Consider the following 22,013-nt stretch of genomic DNA (forward strand, 5'->3'; position numbering starts at 1 on the left):
CCGTGTCGCGGCGGCGCGGTCGAGTGCTGCGGAAACCCGCGTTCAACTGGCATAACGCGGTTGTCGGCATGGGCGAGCACGCCTGCGGATGGCCGGGGAGATTCAGGACCCGCAACTCATGAATGAAGAAAACCTCACATAACGAACGTCCGGATTGGTATGGTCGTGAGGAATTGTTCAGTTAGACCATATGCCGACCGGTCTACGGGGGGCACCTGTCAGGAGGTCAACCATGGCGAATTTTGCGGCGTTGCCGCCGGAAATCAACTCATCGCTGCTGTTCAGCGGCGCGGGTTCGGCGCCGTTGTTGGATGCGGCCGTTGCATGGGAAGGGTTGGGGCGCGAGTTGGGCGTGGCCGCGTCGTCGTTCTCGTCGGTGACTTCGGCGTTAGTCGCTGAGGCATGGCAGGGCCCGGCGGCGCAGGCGATGACCGGTGCGGCCATTCCCTACGCGGGGTTCTTGAGCGCCGCCGCCGCTCATGCGGAGAAAGCGGCTAGCCAAGCCAGCACGATGGTCCGGGTGTTCGAGGCCGCCAAGGCTGCCACCGTGCATCCGCTGGCAGTGGCGGCTAACCGCTCCGCTTTTGGCCAACTGGTGCGGTCAAACTGGTTGGGACTCAACGCGCCGGCGATCATGGCCGCCGAAAGCGTCTATGAACAGATGTGGGCACAAGATGTGTCGGCGATGTTCAGCTATCACGCGGCTGCTACGGCGGCAGCCGCTCCGTTAGCGGCAGAACGTCTACTCGACAGCGTCTCAGGCCTGCCGGGCCTCGCCAACTTTCAACTTCCTACAAATCTGGGCATCGCTAACTTGGGCCTTGGGAACATAGGCAACGTCAATATTGGTGACGGGAATGTCGGCAACGTCAACATAGGCGGCGGAAACATCGGAAATCTGAACTTGGGTAGCGGAAACTCAGGTTTGGCCACGGTGCTCAGTCATTTGAATATCGGTAGTGGCAATCTCGGCGACGGAAATATCGGTTCTGGGAATGGAGGCGCCTTCAACATCGGCGCGGGTAATATCGGCGACCAAAACATAGGCAGCGGTAACAAGGGAAGCGATGGAACTATCGGTTCGCAAAATGTCGGTAGTGGAAACATCGGGAACGCGAATCAAGGCAGTGGGAATATTGGCGACACCAACTGGGGCAGTGGGAATCATGGGGAATCCAATTATGGCAATGGAAACTTCGGCAGCTTCAACCTGGGTAGCGGGAATTTCGGCGATGCGAACATTGGGTTCGGTAACGGCGGGAGTATCGAGGGCGCCCTCGGCCGTAATCTAGGCGCCGGAAATCATGGTAGTAACAATTTTGGCGGTGGCAACCGCGGCAACGGCAACATAGGATGGGGGAACCTTGGCTTCAATAACATCGGTATCGGAAACCACGGAAATAACAATGTTGGATTCGGCCTCACGGGCGATAATCAGGTCGGCATAGGGGGGTTGAACGCCGGAAGCGGAAACATCGGTTTCGGCAACTCGGGGAACAATAATATAGGCTTCTTCAATTCTGGTAACGGTAACGTGGGTGTGCTGAACTCTGGCAACCTGAACACTGGGCTCTCTAATTCGGGTAACATCAACACCGGATTATGGAATTCCGGCATGGTGAATACCGGTTTAGCCAACTCCGGCTCGACGAACACCGGGTGGGGAAGTGCGGGCGATCACAACGTCGGCCTCTACAATGTCGGCAATAACAATGTGGGTGGGTTCAACGGGGGTAACGGAAACGTTGGATTTTTTGATTCCGGCGACTCCAACATGGGCAGCTTCAACTCCGGCGATGGCAACGTGGCCAGCTTCAACTCCGGTCAAGGGAACTTCGGTTACTTCAACTCGGGAAGTTCCAATGTAGGTGCTTTCAATTCAGGTGACTTGAACACGGGCCTCTTTAACTCAGGCGACGTCAACACGGGTTTGTTCAACTCCGGCAGTATCAATACCGGCCTCTTTAACTCCGGGGATGTCAACACGGGCTGGTTCTCCGCGAACAATTCCGCTGCAGCCAGCTCGGGGTTTGGCAACTCCGGCGCCGGTAGTTCGGGATTTTTCAACTCCGGCGATGGCAGCTCTGGCTACCGGAACGCGGGTGCTTTGAGTGCAGGCTTCGACAATGCGCAACAGTCGAGTGTCGGCTTTTTTAATTCCGGCTCGTTGGTCACCGGTATTGGAAACACGGGCGACGCCGAAGTAGGTCTGTTCAACAGGGGTCTCAACAGCGTAGGCATCGGGAATTCGGGCGAGTTCGGCGTCGGGATCTTCAATGCAGGATTGTTCAACAGCGGCATCCTGAATTCTAGTTGCAACAACGCCGGGTTTTTCAACGCAGGCGACGGCGGAAATTCGGGCTTCGGCAATGCCGGTGACGAAAATTCCGGAGGCTGGAACTCGGGCAGTGGAATGTCTGGATTCTTTGGTAGATAGTTTCTGGCGACATAGCTAGGATCCGCGAATTCAGGTCGACTGCAGCAAGATGGCAAGATCCTTCTCCGCCGGTGCGGATCGGCTCCACACATGACTGCGGAAATAAGAACAAAAAGACCAAGAATGGTCAGTGCGGTGCCCGTGGCGATAGCGCTACTATTGACGGCGATGTCCACTCCGGTTGCCTTCGGTACACCTGATCACGGAATAGCGGCAACGGTATTATCCCAGGCGACACTCAACGGTCAGGAATTCGATTATATTCTGCGTGAAATCACTATCTTGCCGGGCGGTAGCACAGGCTGGCATTGGCACCAGGGCAATCTATTCGGCGTCATCAGGCAGGGCACACTTACCCACAGTCTTGCTGACTGCAGCGTTGACGGGATCTACGGCGCCGGCGATGCCATCACCGAGTTAAGCGGCTCCGACCACGCTCATATTGGTCGCAACCTGGGTCCAACGCCGGTCCTGATGCAAGTCGTTTACATTGACCCGCACGGCAGCCCTTTATCCAACGACGCTCCCGATCCCGGCTGTGGATATGCGTGACACAGCACATCAACATCTCATCGCATCGCCGATCCGATGCCTGAACGCGACGCGAGCTAGCTGTCGAGACCGCGTCGAGGCCAACGGCGATACTCGCACGGAGCCAACCGACTGACCGGCGAGATCGTGGAACAGGGTCCCGCCAGCCAAACGCCCGAGGCTGTTACGCGGCGCGGACGGAGGTAGGCCGACGCCTGCTCCCGCGGGGCCGATAATCGCGGCACACGAGCCCTGGAAGGATGGCAGCGTGTCGCAAGGACTATGGATCGCCATCGCGGTCGTCGCCGCCCTGGCCATCATCGCCGCGCTGGTCTTCGGTCTGGTGCGCTACCGCAAGCGTCAAATCAGATTGGCCCCCAAAGCCACGCCCGACGCGATCGACCGCTCCGGTGGCTACACCGCGTCGTCGGGCATCACGTTCAGTCAGACCCCGACGCTGCCCAAAGAGACGCTGCCCGAAGAGACGCTGCCCAAAGAACGGATCGACACCACCGGCCTGCCCGCCGTCGGCGACGACGCCACCATTCCGCGTGACGCGCCCAAACGTCCCATCGCCGAGGTTCACCTTCCCGAACCGCCCGCACCGGTAGTCGAACCCGAGCCGGCACCCGAGCCCGAGCACGTAGCGGAACCGACGGCCGAGCCCGCACCGGAAACGCCGCAGATCGAAGCCATCGAGCCCACTGAAGGCCGGCTGGAGCGGCTGCGCGGGCGGCTGGCCCGGTCGCAGAACGCGCTGGGCCGCAGCATGCTGGGCCTGATCGGTGGCGGTGACCTGGACGAGGACTCCTGGCAGGACGTCGAGGACACGCTGCTGGTTGCCGATCTGGGCCCGGTGGTGACCGAGGCGGTGGTGTCCCAGCTGCGCACCCGGCTGGCCAGTAGCAACGTCCGCACCGCGGCCGACGCCCGCGCGGTGCTGCGTGACGTCCTGATCAAAGAGCTGCATCCGGAGATGGACCGCTCGATCCGGGCGCTGCCGCACGCTGACCATCCCTCGGTACTCCTGGTGGTCGGCGTCAACGGCACCGGCAAGACCACGACCGTCGGCAAGCTGGCGCGGGTCCTGGTCGCCGATGGACGTCGCGTCGTCCTGGGCGCGGCCGACACGTTCCGGGCGGCCGCGGCTGACCAGCTCGAAACGTGGGCGTCCCGGGTCGGCGCGGAGGTGGTGCGCGGTGCCGAAGGCGCCGACCCGGCGTCGGTGGCGTTCGACGCCGTGGACAAGGGAATCGAGGCCGGCGCCGACGTCGTCCTCATCGACACGGCCGGACGGCTGCACACCAAGGTCGGCTTGATGGATGAACTGGGCAAAGTCAAACGCGTTGTCACCCGGCGGGCGGCTGTCGACGAGGTGCTCCTGGTTCTCGACGCCACCATCGGCCAGAACGGTCTGGCGCAGGCCAAGGTGTTCGCCGAGGTCGTCGACATCACCGGCGCGGTGCTGACCAAATTGGACGGAACAGCCAAGGGCGGCATCGTTTTCCGCGTCCAACAGGAACTCGGGGTGCCGGTGAAGCTGGTCGGGCTCGGTGAGGGAGCCGACGATCTGGCGCCGTTCGAACCGGCGGCGTTCGTCGACGCCCTGCTGGGCTGAAAGCTCTTACCCAGCAACTTTTACGTTAATCCTGACGAAACACGGCGGCTCCATTGCCGCAACAACTTATGCGCATGGTTCTCGTCAGGTCACCAGTCATCATTCTGGGGCCCTCCCAACGCTGACTGGAGGTGATAGCGAGTGAGTTTCCCATTAATGGGCCAGCCCAATACCGGCGATACGGCCTGGATGTTGGCGAGTTCGGCACTCGTGCTGCTGATGACGCCGGGGCTGGCGTTCTTCTACGGTGGCATGGTCCGTGCCAAGAGCGTGCTCAACATGATCATGATGAGCATCAGCGCGATGGGCGTCGTGACGGTGTTGTGGGTGCTCTACGGTTACTCCATGGCGTTCGGCACCGACACCGGCAACGTGGTCGGCAGCCCGACCGAATACTGGGGCCTGAAGGGTCTCATCGGTGGCAACTCGGTCGCTGCCGATGCGGCCAAGGGCGTCGCGGCAACGGACATTCCGCTGGCCGGCACCCTGCCGGCAACCGTGTTCGTCGCGTTCCAGTTGATGTTCGCGATCATCACCGTCGCGCTGATCTCGGGCGCGGTTGCCGACCGGCTCAAGTTCAGCGCCTGGCTGGTGTTTTCCGGTCTCTGGGCGACGCTGGTGTACTTCCCGGTGGCGCACTGGGTGTTCGCGTTCGACGGGTTCGCCGCCGAGAAGGGTGGCTGGATCGCCAACAAGCTGCACGCGATCGACTTCGCAGGTGGCACCGCGGTGCACATCAACGCAGGTGTCGCCGGTCTGGTGCTGGCGCTCGTGCTGGGCAAACGCAAAGGTTGGCCCACGACCCTGTTCCGTCCGCACAACCTGCCGTTTGTGATGCTCGGCGCCGGGTTGCTGTGGTTCGGTTGGTACGGGTTCAACGCCGGGTCGGCGACGACTTCGAACGGCGCCGCGGGGTCGACGTTCGTCACCACCACGATCGCCACTGCGGCGGCGATGCTGGCCTGGCTACTCACCGAGCGCATCCGCGACGGCCACGCCACCACCCTGGGTGCGGCCTCGGGCATCGTGGCCGGTCTGGTCGCGATCACGCCGTCCTGCTCGTCGGTGAACGCGCTGGGTGCCCTGGCCATCGGCGTGGTCGCCGGGGTGCTGTGCGCCCTGGCGGTGGGGCTGAAGTTCAAGCTGGGCTTCGACGACTCGCTCGACGTGGTCGGTGTGCACCTGGTCGGCGGTCTGGCCGGCACCCTGATGGTCGGCCTGGTAGCCGCACCCGAGAGCGTCGCGATCAACGGCGTGGCGGGCGTGTCCAAGGGGTTGTTCTACAGCGACGGTCTCGGCCACCTGGAGTTTGCCCAACTGGGACGGCAAGCGATCGGCGCGTTCAGTGTGCTCATCTACTCCGGTGTCGTCACGCTGATCCTGGCGCTTATCCTGAAATACACCATTGGGCTGCGTCTGGGGGCAGAGCAGGAAGCGGCTGGCATCGATGAGTCGGAGCACGCCGAGAGCGGCTACGATTTCGCAGTGGCCAGCGGTTCGGTGCTTCCCCGCGCCAGCCTGCCGGACACCCCGAACGGCCTGCAGGCGCGAGTGGCCGAGAAAGTTGAGGCGGAATAGAAATGAAGCTGATCACCGCGATCGTCAAGCCGTTCACCCTCGACGACGTCAAGACCAGCCTGGAGGACGCCGGCGTCCTGGGCATGACGGTCAGTGAAATCCAGGGCTATGGGCGGCAGAAGGGCCACACCGAGGTCTACCGGGGTGCTGAGTACTCGGTGGACTTCGTGCCCAAGGTCCGGATCGAGGTCGTTGTCGACGACTCCATCGTCGACAAGGTCGTGGACAGCATCGTCAGGGCGGCACGAACCGGCAAGATCGGTGACGGCAAGGTCTGGGTCAGTCCCGTGGACACCATCGTGCGGGTGCGCACCGGTGAGCGCGGTTCTGACGCCCTGTGAGGTATACCGGCCTTGCTGAAGCTAGGTAGACGGGCCGGCCGGGTGTGAGACCGAACCGGCCGGACCCTTCGCCGTCGGCATCAGGAGAAACGCAAGCAGGAAGCGCCGCTGCGGCAGTCGATCTGGCTGCCGCGCGGCGCGAACTGTTGTCTGACGGATTGCGCGGCATGAAGCCTGCCGAGATGCGTCAGGCTGTGCTAAAGCTGCACGAAAGCTGGCTGATCGCAAAGGCTTCCGAGATCGGCATCACCGACGACAGTGGCTTTGCGATAGTGGCGGTCGGCGGCCTGGGCCGGCGCGAGATGCTCCCGTATTCGGACCTCGATCTGGTGCTGGTGCACGACGGCAAGCCGCCCGAAGTGCTCAGTCCGATCGCCGACAAATTGTGGTATCCGTTGTGGGACGCCAATATTCGGCTCGACCACAGTGTGCGCACGGTCAGCGAGGCGTTGAGCACCGCCAACGCCGATCTGACTGCCGCTCTGGGCATGCTCGAAGCGCGGCACATCGCCGGATCCCAAGCGCTGTCGACCGAACTGATCGACGGGATCAAACGCCAGTGGCGCAGCGGAATCCGTTCGCGCATGGACGAACTCGTGGAGATGACGCACGCGCGCTGGCTACGGCTGGGCCGCATCGCGCACCGGGCCGAGCCCGACCTCAAGTCCGGCCGCGGCGGGCTGCGCGATGTCCAGTTGCTCAACGCCCTGGCGCTGGCGCAACTCATCGACCGCCACGGCATGGCCCGGGCGGACACGGCGGTCGGGTCGCTGGACGACGCATACCTGACGCTGCTGGATGTGCGCACCGAACTGCACGTGGTGTCCCGGCGCGGTCGCGACCAACTGCTGGCGCAATTCGCCGACGAGATCAGCGAGGCGTTGGATGTCGGTGACCGGTTCGACCTGGCGCGCATGCTGTCCAGTGCCGGCCGCACCATCAGCTTCCACGCCGTCACGGGGCTGCGCACCGCCTCCAACGCGCTGCCCAAACGCGGGATCACCGCCCTGATGCGGCGGCCCAAGCGGCGGCCGCTGGATGAGGGCGTCGTCGAATACGCCGGCGAGATCGTCCTCGCCCGCGATGCCCGTCCCGAGAACGACCCCGGCCTGGTGCTGCGGGTAGCCGCCGCGGCCGCCGACACCGGCGTCCCGATCGGCGCCGCAACCCTGAGCCGGTTGGACAGCGCGCCCGCACTGCCGACGCCGTGGCCGCGGGAAGCCCTGGACGACCTGTTGGTGGTGCTGCTGGCCGGCCCCACCGCGGTGGCGACCATCGAGGCCCTGGACCGCACCGGGTTGTGGGGCCAGCTGCTGCCGGAATGGGACGCGATCCGCGACCTGCCGCCACGCGATGTCTCCCACAAGTGGACGGTGGACCGTCACGTCGTGGAGTGCGCCGTGCATGCCGCGCCGCTGACCACTAATGTGGCCCGACCGGACCTGCTCGCTTTGGGTGCACTGCTGCACGACATCGGCAAGGGCCGCGGGATGGACCACTGTGTGTTGGGCGCGGACCTGGTGATCCCGATCGGTCAGCGGCTCGGACTGTCACCCGCCGACGTCGACACGATCTCGAAGATGGTCCGCCACCACCTGCTGTTGCCCATCACCGCTACCCGCAGCGACCTCAACGACCCCAAAACCATCGAGGCCGTGTCCGAGGCGCTGGGCGGTGACCCGCAATTGCTGGAGCTGATGCACGCGCTGTCGGAGGCCGACTCCAAGGCCACCGGCCCCGGCGTGTGGAGCGACTGGAAGGCGTCGCTGGTCGAGGACCTGGTGCGGCGCTGCCGGCTGGCCATGGCGGGGGAGACTCTGCCGCAGGCCGAACCCACCGCGCCGCACTATCTTTCGCTGGCGGAGCGGCAGGGCGTGCACGTCGAGCTCAACCCGGGCGACGGGGAGCGGCTGTGCGCGGTGATGGTGGCGCCCGATCAGCGCGGGTTGGTGTCCAAGGCCGCGGCCGTGCTCGCGCTGAACTCGCTGCGGGTGCATTCGGCGTCGGTGAACATCCACGAGGGAGTGGTGATCACCGAATTCGTGGTGTCCCCGCTGTTCGGTTCGCCGCCCGCCGCGGAACTACTGCGTCAGCAGTTCGTCGGCGCCCTGCACGGCGACATCGACGTCTGCGGCATGCTGGAAAAGCGGGACAGCGAGGCCACCAGTTCGGCCACCGCGCGGGCCGGCGAGGTCCAGGTGGGCGTGCCGGTCACCCGTTCGACCGCACCGCCGCGGATTCTGTGGCTGGACACCGATACCCCGGGTCAGCTGATTCTGGAAGTCCGCGCCATGGACCGGGTGGGTCTGCTCGCCTTGCTGACTCGAGCGTTGGAGCGCGCTGACACCGACATTCTGTGGGCCAAAGTCAACACCTTCGGCTCGACCGCAGCCGACGTTTTCTGTGTGTCGGTGCCGCCGGAACTGAATGCGCGCGCCGCGGTGGAGAAGCACCTGCTGGCCGTGCTGGGCGCACCCGCGGTCGTCTTGGAGGACGAGCCCGTCGGGGACTGACCTTCGTGGCAATCGCCGGGGGCCGCCTCCCGCGTGCGGGGGACGGATCGCCGGCATCGTGCTAGCGCTGTTCGGCGTTGAACTGACGTACGGCGTCAATGCGTGCTTTGAGCTGATCGCGGGTCGCTGCGGCGATCGGCGGCCCGCCACAGCGACGGCGCAGCTCGTTGTGAATCCAGCCATGCGGCTTACCGGTGCGATGGTGAGCGACCGAGACCAGGGCGTTGAGTTCGCGGCGCAGCTCCCGCAGTTGCCCGTGGGTGGTCATCGACGGCGCCGGGGCTCCAGCCTGGGCCCGCTTCTGCAGCTGTTCGTCCTGGCGCCGGTGCAGCAGGGCGCGCATCTGTTCGGCGTCGAGCAGCCCGGGAATGCCGAGATAGTCAGCCTCCTCGTCACTGCCGGCGGGGGTGGCGGTGCCGAACGAGGAGCCGTCGAAGATGACCTGGTCCAGCTCGGCGTCGGCGCCGAGTGAGGTGAAGCCCTTGTCTTCTCCGGGCTCGTTTTGCGTCTTGGTGGCCGGATCCCCGTCGAGCGGGTCGCCTTCGGATTCGCGGTGCGGTTTGCCCAGCACGTGGTTGCGCTGTGCCTCCAGCTCGCTGGCCAGTTGCAGCAGGTTGGGCACCGACGGAAGGAAGATGCTCGCCGTCTCGCCCGGTCGTCGGGATCGGACGAACCGCCCGATGGCCTGAGCGAAGAACAGCGGGGTGGAGGCGCTGGTCGCGTAGATCCCGACCGCCAGCCGCGGCACGTCCACCCCCTCGGAGACCATCCGTACGGCGACCAGCCACCGGCTGGTGCTATCCGCGAACTCCGAGATGCGGGCCGACGAGCCGGGGTCATCGGAGAGGACGACGGTGGGCGCCTCGCCGGTCGTCCTGTGCAGCAGGGTGGCATAGGCGCGGGCCGCGGTCCGGTCGGAGGCGATGATCATCCCGCCCGCGTCGGGCACATGCTCACGCTTTTGCCGCAGTCGCTGATCGGCCGCCGCGATCACCGCCGGCATCCACTCGCCGGCTGGGTCCAGGGCGGTGCGCCACGCCCGCGCGGTCTGCTCGGCGGACAACGGTTCGCCCAGTCGCGCTTCGTGTTCTTCGCCGGCGCTGTCCCGCCAGCGGGCCTGCCCCGAATACGCCATGAACACCACCGGGCGGACCACACCATCGGCCAGCGCCTCCGCGTAGCCGTAGGTGTGGTCGGCCTTCGACCGCATCAGGCCGTCGGCGTCGGGTTCGTAGTCGACGAACGGGATGGGACTGTCGTCGCTGCGAAACGGCGTGCCGGTCAGGGCCAGCCGGCGGGTGGCGTCACCGAACGCTTCCCGTATGGCGTCACCCCAGGTCTTCGCGTCGCCGCCGTGGTGGATCTCGTCGAAGATGACCAACGTCTTGCGTTGCTCGGTGCGCACGCGGTGCAGCGTCGGGTGCGCGGCGACCTGGGCATAGGTGACCACCACGCCGTGGAACTCCGGCGAGGTCTGCGCGTTGGAGTTGGAGAACTTCGGATCCAGCGACAGCCCCTGGCGCCCGGCGGCCTGTGCCCACTGGATTTTGAGGTGCTCGGTGGGTACGACGACGGTGAGCTGCTCGACGGCCCGGTGGGCGATCAGTTCACCGGCGATGCGCAGGGCGAACGCGGTCTTGCCCGCACCCGGCGTGGCGACGGCCAGGAAGTCCCGCGGCTCGGTGCCCAGGTACTTCACCAGGGCGCGACGCTGCCAGCCACGCAACGAGCGGGTGGTGTCGGCGGGGAAGTGGCTGACCGGCTGCAGCGACACATTCCCCCCATCAGCTTGCCAGAGTAGCTCGGCCGTGTGCGACGGCGCGGTGGCTGTGAAATCTAGCACGACAACGCTTTTCGGCGCTGCAACGACGTGGCTCCGAGATCAGATTCGCTGGTCGTGGGGCTGCAGCCAGTCGTGGATACGCGTGGCGACGGCGGGCCAGCCGGGTTCGAGCATCATGTTGTGGCCCATCGCGAAGAACTCGGGGTTCGGAGCGGTAAGCGACTGCCGCTTTCGCAACCAACATACCGACGCCTGCGCCGAGTCGCGGCAAGGTTGCGTCTTGACGGCCGGGGCAGCGCCTACCAGTTCGTCAAGACGAGGTGATTCAGCACGAGCGCTCCGACGACGTTGATCGCCAGCCACCAGCGGTGTGAACGAGGCGGCAGAAGAGCAGCCGGCGCCGACAGCCATACCGTGAAGGGCAGCCAGATGCGCTCCACCTCGGCCTTGCTCAACTGGCTTGCGTCGGCCAGCAGAATCGCGACCACCATTGCCACCAGGAGCAGGGTGAGGCCTCGGCGCCGACGGATTGCGGAGACGTCGATCGCCCGGCTCGTGCCGGCCACTCCGGCCAGCCCGATCACGCACACGACCGACGCCAGATTGCCCCACGACCAGTAGCGGAACGGCCGGTCAACGGCGATTCCCTGCCAATAACGTTGCTGTACTAGCTCGTAACCGTCCAACCAGCAGAACCCGGCAACCGTGAATACCAGAACCACCGCCACCGCTGCGGTAGCCGCCAGTATCAGCGCTCGGAATGCCGCACGCCGGTCGATCGCGGCGATCACGACCGCCGCGGCCGGAATCGCCATCAAGGCCAGACCGTAGCTCAGGAACATGCCCCAGCCCAGCAGCAGACCCGCGCCTACCGAGGCCATCGCCGGCATCCGCACCGACCGGCGAGCGGCCAGTGCCAGCAACGCGATTCCCCAGGCCGCCACGCCGGCAAAATAGCCGTCTGCGGATACCGCGATCCAGATCGCCGCCGGAGACACCGCGACGAACGGCGCCGCTCTTCGGGCGGTGTTCTCATGGGCCAACGCCCGGACGGTGACGATGATGGCCACCGCGGCGCTCGAACCGCTCAACAGGCACAGCAATCCAGCCCAGCCGCCGCCGGTCAGGCCGACTCGATCCAGCCACACGAAGGTAAGCAGCGCACCGGGCGGATGTCCGGAGACGTGGGTAATCCACGAATTCGGTTGAAAATCGAGGATTCTGGCCGTGAAGTGGTGAACCGCCTCGGGGATGTCCGTGACGGTGGGCACTTGTTGGAGGTATTCGTGGCGTGCAGTGAGGCGGCCGGCAAAGCCGAGCCCCCAGCCGTCGATCATGGCCAGCGAGAACGCCCATGCGGCGGCCGTCGTCCAGGTGGTCATCGTCAGCGCACGCCATGACATGCGCATGGCGATCGACGGCCCCCAAAGGATGGCGGCACCGCCGATGACCAGGGCGGGCCCAGTGCCCCACCCGATGTGGGGCTGCCACCAGCCGAAGATCGGCGCCATCCCGGCGAATGCCGCGAATCGTTCCGGTGGGGCGTTGATCAGTGGAGTGATACCGAGGTGCAGATGAGGCACCGCGAAGGCGGCCGCGACCAGCGCTACCGCGCCTGAGACCGCCAGCGTCTCCCGTAGGCGGATTCTCATGTGATGACAGCCTGTCGGTGATTCCGGGGGACGCAGGACGGTGCCGATCTCATCCGAACCAATGATGCCGCGCTGCTTCGGACCTGTGTCGGATAAGCGGTTCGACCCCGTCTCATCGGCGGCGCTAACGGGACGGATCGATCAATCGGTCACTCACGTTGGTGCTCGACACCTGCACATATTGGTCGAAGGCATCGACACGCACGTTCAGCCCACCCCGTCATCGGGGCGGTCTGCAGCCAGCACCGCGATGATCCTGCCCTGGATGTCGACAACGCTGCGGATCAGCAATCCCGCGGCATTTGCGACTTCCCCGAGTGCGGTTGCACCGACCCGGGCCCACGGAAACCAGTGGGATACGTGGTCGTCGGTTTCCCAGCGCAGCATTTCGCGGTTGGGCGAGGTGGTCGGACCGTCGACTTCGGCGACGATGATTCCGCCCGGCGCCAGGAGTCTGGCGAGTCGCAGCAAAATCGTGGCCGGTGCACCGCCGACGCCGATGTTGCCGTCGATGAGCAGTACCTGCTGCCAGCAGCCCTCGGCAGGGAGCGGGGCGAAGACATCGCGGCGGATCGCGGCACCACCGCGCAACCGCGTCAGCTCCACGGCGGCGGCGCAATTGTCCACTCCCAACGCAGGTAGATTGCGGTCCTGTAATGACGCGGTGATACGCCCTGGCCCACAACCGACGTCGAGGGTGGGTCGGGGTGAGCACTGCGCCAGCACATATTCGTCGGCAAGACGGTCGCGCGCGCTCATGCTGGGGCCACCGATCCAGCGCGTCATCGGCAATTGCCGCAGCTGACCGCGATGATTTCGGGCCCAGCACGGCGCGCCGACCACCGCCGCCCGATAGATGTGATCGATTGTCACCGGCGCGGTGGCGACTCGGCTGACTGCCGGCGTAGCGGTTGTCATGTCGTGAACCGGACGAGTAATCCGCGGCTAGCCTCTGGCCTCCGGCGGCCGCGGCGCTGCGGTCGCACTGCCGGGGTTCAGTCGAGGGCTCAGTGCGACGCCCAGTCCGATCATGCCGACGGCCAGTACCAGGTGCAACCAATTGTCGGCATCGTTGAGCGGGACGAAGTTAGCCGCTGCGTCATGGTGGATGACGAGCCCGTACAGGAAGAGGACCGCATAGACGATGCCACCACCGATCAAGTACCACCGAGCACCGCTGCGGGTACGCCCCAGCGCCAGACCGGCCGCACCGAACAGCAGGTGCACGATGTTATGCAGAATCGACACGTTGAACAGGCCGAGCAGTGCGGCCTCGGAGTGGTGGCCAGCAAACTGCAGCTGGTCGAAGTTGGTGGTAATGCCAGGCACGAAGCCGAGAATCCCGACGAGCAGGAAGATCACTCCGAACACCATTGCGGCGATCTGGATCGATCGCGGTGGCGCGGTCGCCGATTGTCGTGCGGTCATCGGAATGCCCTTCCGTCGATAATGACGCGGTGTCGATAGCGCGGTTGCTGGTAGCTACCCCCGGCTACCCCCGCAATTCGGAAACAAACTTCGCTCGACGGCCTGCTCGACGGCCTGCTGTGCGCCTTGCTGGGCGGAGAAGGTTTCGTTTCGCGGCGCGAGGCGCTTGGCCGCTTCGGCTCACCAAGTGCGGTGATCGCGTCCCGCGGCAGCACCATTAGGCTGGCTGTCGTGTTTGAATCGCTGTCCGATCGCTTGACCGGTGCCCTCCAGGGACTGCGCGGCAAAGGCCGCCTGACCGACGCCGATATTGATGCCACCACCCGCGAGATTCGTCTCGCGCTGCTGGAAGCCGACGTGTCGCTGCCCGTCGTCCGAGCGTTCGTCCACCGGATCAAGGAACGGGCCCGGGGCCACGAGGTTTCCGGCGCCCTCAACCCGGCGCAGCAGGTCGTCAAGATCGTCAACGAGGAACTGATCGGCATCCTCGGCGGGGAGACCCGAGAGATCGCGTACGCGAAGAACCCGCCGACGGTGATCATGCTCGCCGGTCTGCAGGGTTCCGGTAAGACGACCCTGGCCGGCAAGTTGGCCTACCGCCTCAAGAACCAGGGCCACACGCCGCTGCTGGTGGCCTGCGACCTGCAACGCCCGGCCGCGGTCAATCAGCTCCAAGTCGTCGGCCAGCGTGCCGGCGTACCGGTGTTCGCGCCGCACCCCGGCGCATCACCGGAGTCGGGCCCGGGTGACCCGGTCGCGGTCGCCGCGGCGGGCATCGCCGAGGCCAGGGCCAAGCACTTCGATTTCGTCATCGTCGACACCGCCGGACGACTCGGCATCGACGAAGAGTTGATGGCCCAGGCCGCGGCGATCCGTGACGCCGTCAATCCGGACGAGGTGCTATTCGTCCTGGACGCGATGATCGGTCAGGACGCCGTCGCCACCGCACAGGCCTTCGGCGACGGCGTCGGGTTCACCGGCGTGGTGCTGACCAAGCTGGACGGCGACGCCCGTGGTGGCGCCGCCCTGTCGGTCCGCGAAGTGACCGGCGTGCCAATCCTTTTCGCCTCCACCGGAGAGAAGTTCGAGGACTTCGAGGTCTTCCACCCCGACCGGATGGCCAGCCGCATCCTGGGCATGGGCGACGTGCTGAGTCTGATCGAACAGGCCGAGCAGGTCTTCGACGCCCAGCAGGCCGAGGCGGCCGCTGCCAAGATCGGCGCCGGTGAGCTGACGCTGGAAGACTTCCTCGAGCAGATGCTGGCCGTCCGCAAGATGGGTCCGATCGGCAACCTGCTGGGCATGCTGCCCGGCGGGGCGCAGATGAAGGACGCGCTGGCCGAAGTGGACGACAAGAGCCTCGACCGCATCCAGGCCATCATCCGCGGCATGACCCCGCAGGAGCGGGCCGACCCCAAGATCATCAACGCCTCACGGCGGCTGCGCATCGCCAACGGCTCGGGGGTCACCGTCTCCGAGGTCAACCAGTTGGTCGACCGCTTCTTCGAAGCCCGCAAGATGATGTCGTCGATGCTCGGCGGCATGGGCATCCCCGGCCTGGGCCGGAAGTCTGCGACGCGCAAGTCCCGCAGCTCGAAAGGCAAGAAGGGCAAGAAGGGGGCCCGCGGACCGACGCCGCCCAAGACGCGCAGTCCGTTCGGCGCGGGCATGCCCGGCATGCCGGCGGGGTTCCCGGACCTGTCGCAGATGCCCGAAGGACTCAACGAGTTGCCGCCCGGGCTGGCCGACTTCGACCTGTCCAAGCTGAAGTTCCCCGGCCAGAAATAGCCGCGCGGTGCGACTGCACGTGCGCGGGCTGGGCCTACCCGGCGACGTCGACACCGAACTGTGGATCGTCGACGGCCGCATCAGCTTAGAGCAGGTGTCCGGCGCCGACACCGTCTTCGGCTCGTCGTCTTCTCCAGGCTGGATCCTGCCCGGGCTGGTCGACGCGCACTGCCACGTCGGGCTCGGCCCGCACGGCGCCGTTGAACTCGATGAGGCGATCGGCCAGGCCGAAGTCGAGCGCGACGTGGGGGCACTGTTGCTGCGCGACTGCGGCTCACCGATCGACACCCGCAGGCTCGACGATCGTGAAGATCTGCCCCGCATCATCCGGGCCGGACGGCACCTGGCCAGACCCAAGCGCTACATCCCCGGTTTGGCCGCCGACCTGGAAGACGAATCGCAGCTGCCCGACGCCGTCGCCGAGCAGGCGCGGCGCGGCGACGGCTGGATCAAACTGGTCGGTGACTGGATCGACCGGGGGATCGGCGACCTCGCGCCGCTGTGGTCCGACGACGTCCTGCGCGCCGCGATCGACACCGCGCACGCCTACGGCGCCCGCGTCACCGCACACGTTTTCGGCGAGGATGCGCTGCCCGGCCTGATCAACGCCGGCATCGACTGCATCGAACACGGCACCGGCCTTACCGACGAGACGATCGGTCTGATGGTCGAACATGGCACGGCGCTGGTGCCCACGCTGATCAACCTGGAGAACTTCCCGGGCATCGCCGACGCCGCCGTGCGTTACCCCAGGTACGCCGCGCACATGCGCGATCTCTATGACCGCGGGTACCAGCGGGTCGCCGCCGCGCGCGACGCCGGAGTGCCGGTCTATGCCGGCAGCGACGCCGGCGGCACGATCAGACACGGGCGCATCGCAGACGAGGTCGACGCGCTGCGCCGGATCGGCATGACCGCCGAGGAGGCATTGGGGGCGGCGTGCTGGGATGCCCGCCGCTGGCTGGGCCGACCGGGCCTGGACCACGGCGCTTCGGCCGACTTGCTGTGCTACGCCGAGGATCCCCGCCGGGGTCCGGACGTGCTGCACCGGCCTGACCTGGTGATCCTGCGGGGCAAGGTGTTCCGGCCCGGTCGGGCCTAGATTTCGCTCAGTGTTCGCCGGGCGCTGCCGCACCTGGCTGCACCGAGATGGTTACCATCGCTAAATGGCGTTGGCCAGCGGCGCAAATTTTGCCGGTTACACCGTTGTTCGGATGTTGAGATCATCGGCGACTGGCGAGCTGTACCTGGCCCAGCGCCCGGACCTGCCTGGGTGGCGGGCGCTGAAGATCCTCCCAGTCAGGCTGTGGGCGGACGAGGAATTCCGTGCTCGGTTTCACCGCGAGACCCAGAGTGTGGCGACGCTGTTCCACGTCAACATCGTCGAGCTGCACGAGCGCGGCGAGCACGACGGGCGGCTTTGGGCCGCAATGGATTACGTTGACGGCAGCGATGTGGCCAAGTTGATGGCAGACCGCTTTCCCGCGGTGCTGCCGGTCGACGAGGCGGTTGCGATCGTCACCGCCGCGGCGGCAGGCCTTGACTTCGCCCACCAGCGCGGCGTGCTGCACCGCGACGTGCGGCCCGGCAACCTTCTGCTGACCACCTCCGGTACTGGCGAGTCGCGAATCATGCTGTGTGACTTCGGGTTACAGCGTCCGCCGGGTGAGGCCGGCTATGCCGCCCCGGAGGAGTCAACGGGTGTGCCGTGCGACGGCCGCGCCGATCAGTACGCGTTGGCGGCCACCGCGATGCACCTGTTCACCGGGACGCCGCCGGCACATCCGAACCCGCCCAGGCTCAGTGAGCTGCGTCCGGATCTGGTCCGGCTCGACGAGGTGCTCGGCAGGGCGTTGGCTGACAACCCGGCGGATCGGTTCGTAAGTTGTCGCGAGTTTGCCGCTGCGCTCGCCGAGCGAGCCGGGATCGCCGAGCGCGGCCCGCAGGCGGCCGGGACTTCCGCCACGCAGCCGGCCGTCGAGCCTGCCTATGTCGTCGACTACCCCGTCTACGCCTGGCCGGAAGCGGCTCCCCCGGAGCACGTTCCGGGACCCGCCTCCGACCCGTCGGGGGGACTTCTGCGATCAGCGGCGGGTTCGATGGCCCGGCGGTTGGACGCGTTCTCCAGTGGCGCCCGCAAGGCGAGGAGGTTCGGGCCGCGCCGGATCATGATCGGTGCTGTCGCGGTGCTGTTGCTGGGGGGCTTGTTGGCAGCGGGCATCGCGATCGGGCGCAGGACCACCCCGACCCCGCAGGCAGATGGCCCGGTGACCGCCTCGAGCGTCACCACGAGCAGCGCTGCGGCGGTGGCCCCGCGTCCGCTGGACGGCACCTACCGAATCGAAGTGCAACGCTCCCGACAGACCTTCGACACCACGCCGACCCCGCAGCCGCCGGACGTCGAGACCTGGTGGGCGATCCGCTCCTCATGTACCCCAACCCGCTGCCTGGCCGCGGCGACGCTGCTCGACGACAGCGACCATGCCCGGGAAAAGTCGCCGGACGTGCACCCGCTGCTGCTGGAGTTCATCGACGGCCAGTGGCGATCCCGGGCGGAGACCACCAAGTTTCCCTGCATCGGTCCCAATGGTCAGGCGAGCGCCCAGACCACCATCCAGGTGCTGACGCTGCAGCCGCAACCGGAAGGCGATCTCGTCGGAGAGATGGCCGTCACGGTTAAGACCAACGAGTGCAATCAGTTGGGCGGCCTCATCCGCATACCCACCGTGGCCAGCCGCGATGGTGGTATCCCGCCGGCGGTGAACGTGCCCGACCCCGTGAGGACCCCCGCGATGACGCCACCGGCAACGACGGCGACCACGCAAACGCCCAGCACGGGGCCCCCGAGACCGGGCGGCTGAGCACTCCGGGAATAAAAGATTGCGAGCATTCGCTATCTATGTTAGTTTCAAGTCAAGCTCATTCGACTTGGAGGAACTGTGACTTACGACGTGATCGTCCGTGACGGCCTGTGGCTTGACGGAACAGGTGCCAAACCCCGGATCCGGACGCTGGGCATACGCGATGGCATGGTGGCCACGGTTTCGGCCGGACCGCTGGATGCGACCGGATGTCCGGAGGTGATCGACGCGGCGGGAAAGTGGATCGCACCCGGATTCATCGACGTGCACACCCACTACGACGCCGAGATCCTGCTCGACCCGGGCCTGCGGGAATCGGTACGCCACGGTGTCACCACGCTGCTGTTGGGCAACTGCTCGCTGTCGACGGTCTACGCCAACTCCGAAGACGCCGCCGACCTGTTCAGTCGGGTTGAGGCGGTGCCGCGCGACTTCGTGTTGAGAACGCTGCACGACAACAGGACCTGGTCGTCGCCGGCGGAGTACATCGCCGCTCTCGACGCCCTTCCGCTGGGGCCCAACGTGAGCTCAATGCTCGGCCACTCGGACCTGCGGGCCTCGGTGCTGGGCCTTGAACGCGCCACCGACGACACCGTGCGGCCGACCGATGCCGAACTGGAGACGATGGCCCGACTGCTCGACGAGGCGCTGGACGCCGGCATGCTGGGCATGTCGGGGATGGACGCACCGATCGACAAATTGGACGGCGACCGTTTCCGCTCGCGGGCGCTGCCTTCCACCTTCGCGACGTGGCGTGAGCGGCGCCGGCTGATCGAGGTGCTCCGGAAACGCGGACGCATCCTGCAGAGTGCGCCCAACGTCAACAGCTCGGTGTCCCCGCTGATGTTCTTTCTCACCAGCAGCCGAATTCTCAACCGGAACAGGGGAGTCCGGATGAGCATGTTGGTGTCGGCGGACGCCAAGTCGATGCCGCTGGCCGTGCACGTGTTCGGGCGAGGTACCCGGTTGCTCAACAAGCTGCTGCGCGCCAGCGTTCGTTTCCAGCACCTCCCGGTGCCGTTCGAATTATATTCCGATGGAATCGATCTGCCGGTCTTCGAAGAATTCGGCGCCGGAACGGCCGCACTGCATCTGCGAGATCAGTTGCAGCGCAACGAGTTGCTGGCTGATCAAGAGTACCGCCGTCGGTTCCGGCGGCAGTTCGACCGCCGCAAGCTCGGGCCGTCGCTGTGGCACCGTGATTTTCACGACGCAGTGATCGTGGAGTGCCCCGATGAGTCGTTGATCGGCAAGAGCTTTGGTGCAATCGCCGACGAGCGTGGGCTGCATCCGCTGGACGCGTTCCTCGACATTCTCGTCGACAACGGTGAGCGCAACGTGCGCTGGACCACCACCGTCGCCAACCACCGGCCCAGGCAACTTGACATATTGGCCGCCGACCCGAGCATCCACATGGGCTTCTCCGACGCCGGCGCACACCTGCGCAACATGGCCTTCTACAACTTCCCCCTGCGATTGCTCAAGCGGGTACATGAGGCGCAGCAGGCGGGCAGGCCGTTCTTGACTACCGAGCGAGCGATCTACCGCCTCACGGCGGAGGTGGCCGAGTGGTTCGGCATCGACGCCGGCACGTTGCGCGAAGGTGACCGTGCGGATTTCGTGGTGATCGACCCCGCTCACCTGGACAGCTCGGTGGACGGCTACCACGAGGCGGCGGTGCCCTTCTACGGCGGCCTGCGACGCATGGTCAACCGCAACGACGCGACCGTGGTGGCCACGGCCGTGGGCGGCGCCGTCGTCTACCGCAACGGGGAGTTCCGCGAGGGCTTCGGTCAGACCGTGAAGTCGGGCCGTTACCTGCGCGCGGGCGAGCACCAGTCGGCAGCGTTGAGCGGGTCAGCCTGAAATGGCCCGGACCCAGCAGCAACGCCGCGAGGAGACCGTCGGCCGGCTTCTGCAGGCCTGTATCGACACCATCGTCGAGGTCGGATATGCCCGTACCTCGGCCGCTCTGATCACCAACCGGGCCGGAGTATCGGTGGGCGCCCTGTTCCGTCACTTCGAGACGATGGGTGACTTCATGGCGGCCACCGCATCAGAGGTGCTACGCCGACAACTGGAAATCTTCACCAAGCAGGTCGCGGAGATCCCGGCCGACCGGTCGGCGCCGGAAGCCGTGCTGGGCATCCTGCACGACGTCACGACCAGCCCGACCCACGCCGTGCTTTACGAACTGTTGGTCGCTGCGCGCACCGACGAGAAGCTGCGAGGCACTTTGCAGCACGAGCTGGGCCAGTATTCGGCAAAGCTCGACGAAGTGGCGCGGGAAATGCCCGGCGCGGACGGCTTCGTGAACGACTCCCTCCCGGTGGTGGTGGCGTTGCTGACCAACCTCTTCGACGGTGCCGCCGTCGTGGAGGGGGTGCTCCCGCGACCTGAGATCTCCGAGCGCAGGATTCCAGTGTTGAGTGCGCTGATCGCGGCGGTGTGGCGGGACCCTACTTCTGCCTGACCCCCGAAGCCCCGGCAAGCCGAAGACGTAGAACGTCGAGCAGACGCAAAGTCACACAATCGCAAGCGATCTGAGGTGACTTTGCGTCTGCTCGTGGCTCATTACGGTGGCGCTATTTCTGCAAGGTGAACTGATTGACGTCGATGTAGCCGGCCCGGAAAAGGTCGGCGCAGCCGGTCAGGTAGTGCATATAGCGGTCGTAGATCTCTTCGGACTGGATCTGGATCGCTTGATCCCGGTGCGCCTCGAGGGCTTGCGCCCACAGATCGAGAGTGCGGGCGTAGTGCAGTTGCAGTGACTTATTGCGGGTCAGCGTGAAACCCGCACTGGCCGAATGCTCTTCGACCATCTCTACGATCGGCGGGGCGCCACCCGGGAAGATTTGAGTCTTGATGAAGTGGAAGAACCGGATCACCCGCAACGTGAGAGGTAGACCGCGATCGGTCATCTGCTGCTTGGTGAAGCCGGTGATCGTGTGCAGCATCATCACACCGTCGGCGGGCAGGATCTGGTGAGCCTTCGCGAAAAAGTCGGCATGCCGGTCGTGACCGAAATGCTCGAAGGCGCCAATCGACACGATGCGGTCGACGGGCTCGTCGAACTGTTCCCAGCCCTGCAACAGCACGCGTCTGGTGCGCGGACTGTCCAGCTGGTCGAACGACCTCTGCACATGAGCCGCTTGATTCTTGGACAGCGTCAGGCCGACCACGTTGACATCGTGCTGTTCGATGGCCCGACGCAGCGTGGCGCCCCAGCCGCAGCCCACGTCGAGCAGCGTCATCCCGGGCTGCAGACCCAGTTTGCCCAGAGACAGGTCGATCTTGGCCAGCTGCGCCTGTTCGAGGGTCATATCCGCGCGCTCGAAGAACGCGCAACTGTAGGTCTGAGTCGGATCCAGAAACAGCTGGAAAAACTCGTCAGACAGGTCGTAGTGCGCTTGCACATCCTCGAAATGTGGCATCAGGCCGTCAACCATAAGGCTGGTCAGGCTACCCCGGCGGACGCGTCCC

16 protein-coding genes and 1 pseudogene are annotated in these 22,013 nt (G+C 65.8%); 11 read left to right on the forward strand and 6 right to left on the reverse strand.

Annotation, left to right across the window (positions count from 1 at the left end; translation table 11 throughout):
* Positions 1-232: 232 nt before the first annotated feature.
* The 6 genes from JX552_RS10360 to JX552_RS10385 all read left to right on the forward strand — a co-directional run bounded on the left by JX552_RS10360 (position 233) and on the right by JX552_RS10385 (position 9,018).
* Positions 233-2,437 carry a PPE family protein gene (locus tag JX552_RS10360; RefSeq protein ID WP_205877238.1) on the forward strand — a complete coding sequence of 735 codons (2,205 nt, stop codon included), beginning with the start codon at positions 233-235 and terminating at the stop codon, positions 2,435-2,437.
* Positions 2,438-2,605: 168 nt separating this feature from the next.
* Positions 2,606-2,989: a cupin domain-containing protein gene (locus JX552_RS10365; protein WP_241010998.1), complete on the forward strand. Its 384-nt coding sequence runs from the start codon at positions 2,606-2,608 to the stop codon at positions 2,987-2,989.
* Positions 2,990-3,236: 247 nt separating this feature from the next.
* The gene (gene ftsY, locus JX552_RS10370) at positions 3,237-4,586 is read left to right on the forward strand and encodes a signal recognition particle-docking protein FtsY (RefSeq protein ID WP_205877239.1); all 1,350 of its coding nucleotides are present in this window, start codon (positions 3,237-3,239) and stop codon (positions 4,584-4,586) included.
* 156 nt (positions 4,587-4,742) lie between these two features.
* Positions 4,743-6,164 carry an ammonium transporter gene (locus JX552_RS10375; protein WP_205878358.1) on the forward strand — a complete coding sequence of 474 codons (1,422 nt, stop codon included), beginning with the start codon at positions 4,743-4,745 and terminating at the stop codon, positions 6,162-6,164.
* Positions 6,165-6,166: 2 nt separating this feature from the next.
* Positions 6,167-6,505, forward strand: coding sequence for a nitrogen regulatory protein P-II (gene glnB, locus JX552_RS10380; RefSeq protein WP_055577570.1), 339 nt, complete (start codon positions 6,167-6,169; stop codon positions 6,503-6,505).
* A gap of 44 nt (positions 6,506-6,549) precedes the next feature.
* Positions 6,550-9,018, forward strand: coding sequence for a [protein-PII] uridylyltransferase (locus JX552_RS10385; protein WP_205877240.1), 2,469 nt, complete (start codon positions 6,550-6,552; stop codon positions 9,016-9,018).
* 61 nt (positions 9,019-9,079) lie between these two features.
* Here JX552_RS10385 and JX552_RS10390 read toward each other — a convergent pair whose 3' ends face one another.
* The 5 genes and pseudogenes from JX552_RS10390 to JX552_RS10410 form a co-directional block, all read right to left on the reverse strand.
* The gene (locus JX552_RS10390) at positions 9,080-10,786 is read right to left on the reverse strand and encodes a DEAD/DEAH box helicase (RefSeq protein WP_431195976.1); all 1,707 of its coding nucleotides are present in this window, start codon (positions 10,784-10,786) and stop codon (positions 9,080-9,082) included.
* Positions 10,787-10,900: 114 nt separating this feature from the next.
* Positions 10,901-11,008, reverse strand: a pseudogene (locus JX552_RS10395) (alpha/beta hydrolase); the annotation flags it as partial.
* Between the two features lie 92 nt (positions 11,009-11,100).
* Positions 11,101-12,453 (reverse strand): hypothetical protein, encoded by a 1,353-nt coding sequence (locus JX552_RS10400; RefSeq protein ID WP_205877242.1) that lies wholly within the window; start codon positions 12,451-12,453, stop codon positions 11,101-11,103.
* A 207-nt stretch (positions 12,454-12,660) separates the two neighbouring features.
* Positions 12,661-13,371: a methyltransferase domain-containing protein gene (locus JX552_RS10405; RefSeq protein ID WP_205877244.1), complete on the reverse strand. Its 711-nt coding sequence runs from the start codon at positions 13,369-13,371 to the stop codon at positions 12,661-12,663.
* A gap of 27 nt (positions 13,372-13,398) precedes the next feature.
* Positions 13,399-13,881, reverse strand: coding sequence for a DUF4383 domain-containing protein (locus JX552_RS10410; RefSeq protein WP_205877246.1), 483 nt, complete (start codon positions 13,879-13,881; stop codon positions 13,399-13,401).
* Positions 13,882-14,112: 231 nt separating this feature from the next.
* Between JX552_RS10410 and ffh the strand changes: the two genes are divergently transcribed.
* The 5 genes from ffh (at position 14,113) to JX552_RS10435 (ending at position 21,003) form a co-directional block, all read left to right on the forward strand.
* A complete protein-coding gene (gene ffh / locus JX552_RS10415) occupies positions 14,113-15,669 on the forward strand; it encodes a signal recognition particle protein (protein WP_205877248.1) in 1,557 nt (518 codons plus the stop codon).
* Positions 15,670-15,676: 7 nt separating this feature from the next.
* Positions 15,677-16,771, forward strand: a complete 1,095-nt coding sequence (locus tag JX552_RS10420) for a metal-dependent hydrolase family protein (RefSeq protein WP_205877250.1) — start codon at positions 15,677-15,679, stop codon at positions 16,769-16,771.
* Between the two features lie 64 nt (positions 16,772-16,835).
* Positions 16,836-18,530: a serine/threonine-protein kinase gene (locus JX552_RS10425; RefSeq protein ID WP_205877251.1), complete on the forward strand. Its 1,695-nt coding sequence runs from the start codon at positions 16,836-16,838 to the stop codon at positions 18,528-18,530.
* Positions 18,531-18,590: 60 nt separating this feature from the next.
* A complete protein-coding gene (locus JX552_RS10430; protein WP_205878359.1) occupies positions 18,591-20,396 on the forward strand; it encodes an N-acyl-D-amino-acid deacylase family protein in 1,806 nt (601 codons plus the stop codon).
* 1 nt (position 20,397) lies between these two features.
* The gene (locus JX552_RS10435) at positions 20,398-21,003 is read left to right on the forward strand and encodes a TetR/AcrR family transcriptional regulator (protein WP_205877253.1); all 606 of its coding nucleotides are present in this window, start codon (positions 20,398-20,400) and stop codon (positions 21,001-21,003) included.
* Positions 21,004-21,115: 112 nt separating this feature from the next.
* On the opposite strand, the gene JX552_RS10440 is transcribed toward JX552_RS10435, so the two are convergent.
* The gene (locus tag JX552_RS10440) at positions 21,116-21,979 is read right to left on the reverse strand and encodes a cyclopropane mycolic acid synthase family methyltransferase (RefSeq protein WP_205877255.1); all 864 of its coding nucleotides are present in this window, start codon (positions 21,977-21,979) and stop codon (positions 21,116-21,118) included.
* Between the last annotated feature and the right edge of the window lie 34 nt (positions 21,980-22,013).

Source organism: Mycobacterium gordonae (assembly GCF_017086405.1).
GTDB lineage: Bacteria > Actinomycetota > Actinomycetes > Mycobacteriales > Mycobacteriaceae > Mycobacterium > Mycobacterium gordonae_D.

Excerpts from the sequence above, each read along its gene's own strand:
- glnB (WP_055577570.1), top strand. The coding sequence starts at position 6,167 with ATGAAGCTGATCACCGCGATCGTCAAGCCGTTCACCCTCGACGACGTC.
- JX552_RS10425 (WP_205877251.1), top strand. The coding sequence starts at position 16,836 with ATGGCGTTGGCCAGCGGCGCAAATTTTGCCGGTTACACCGTTGTTCGG.
- JX552_RS10440 (WP_205877255.1), bottom strand. The coding sequence starts at position 21,979 with ATGGTTGACGGCCTGATGCCACATTTCGAGGATGTGCAAGCGCACTAC.
- JX552_RS10365 (WP_241010998.1), top strand. The coding sequence starts at position 2,606 with ATGTCCACTCCGGTTGCCTTCGGTACACCTGATCACGGAATAGCGGCA.
- JX552_RS10405 (WP_205877244.1), bottom strand. The coding sequence starts at position 13,371 with ATGACAACCGCTACGCCGGCAGTCAGCCGAGTCGCCACCGCGCCGGTG.
- JX552_RS10360 (WP_205877238.1), top strand. The coding sequence starts at position 233 with ATGGCGAATTTTGCGGCGTTGCCGCCGGAAATCAACTCATCGCTGCTG.
- JX552_RS10400 (WP_205877242.1), bottom strand. The coding sequence starts at position 12,453 with ATGAGAATCCGCCTACGGGAGACGCTGGCGGTCTCAGGCGCGGTAGCG.
- JX552_RS10435 (WP_205877253.1), top strand. The coding sequence starts at position 20,398 with ATGGCCCGGACCCAGCAGCAACGCCGCGAGGAGACCGTCGGCCGGCTT.
- JX552_RS10375 (WP_205878358.1), top strand. The coding sequence starts at position 4,743 with ATGGGCCAGCCCAATACCGGCGATACGGCCTGGATGTTGGCGAGTTCG.
- JX552_RS10410 (WP_205877246.1), bottom strand. The coding sequence starts at position 13,881 with ATGACCGCACGACAATCGGCGACCGCGCCACCGCGATCGATCCAGATC.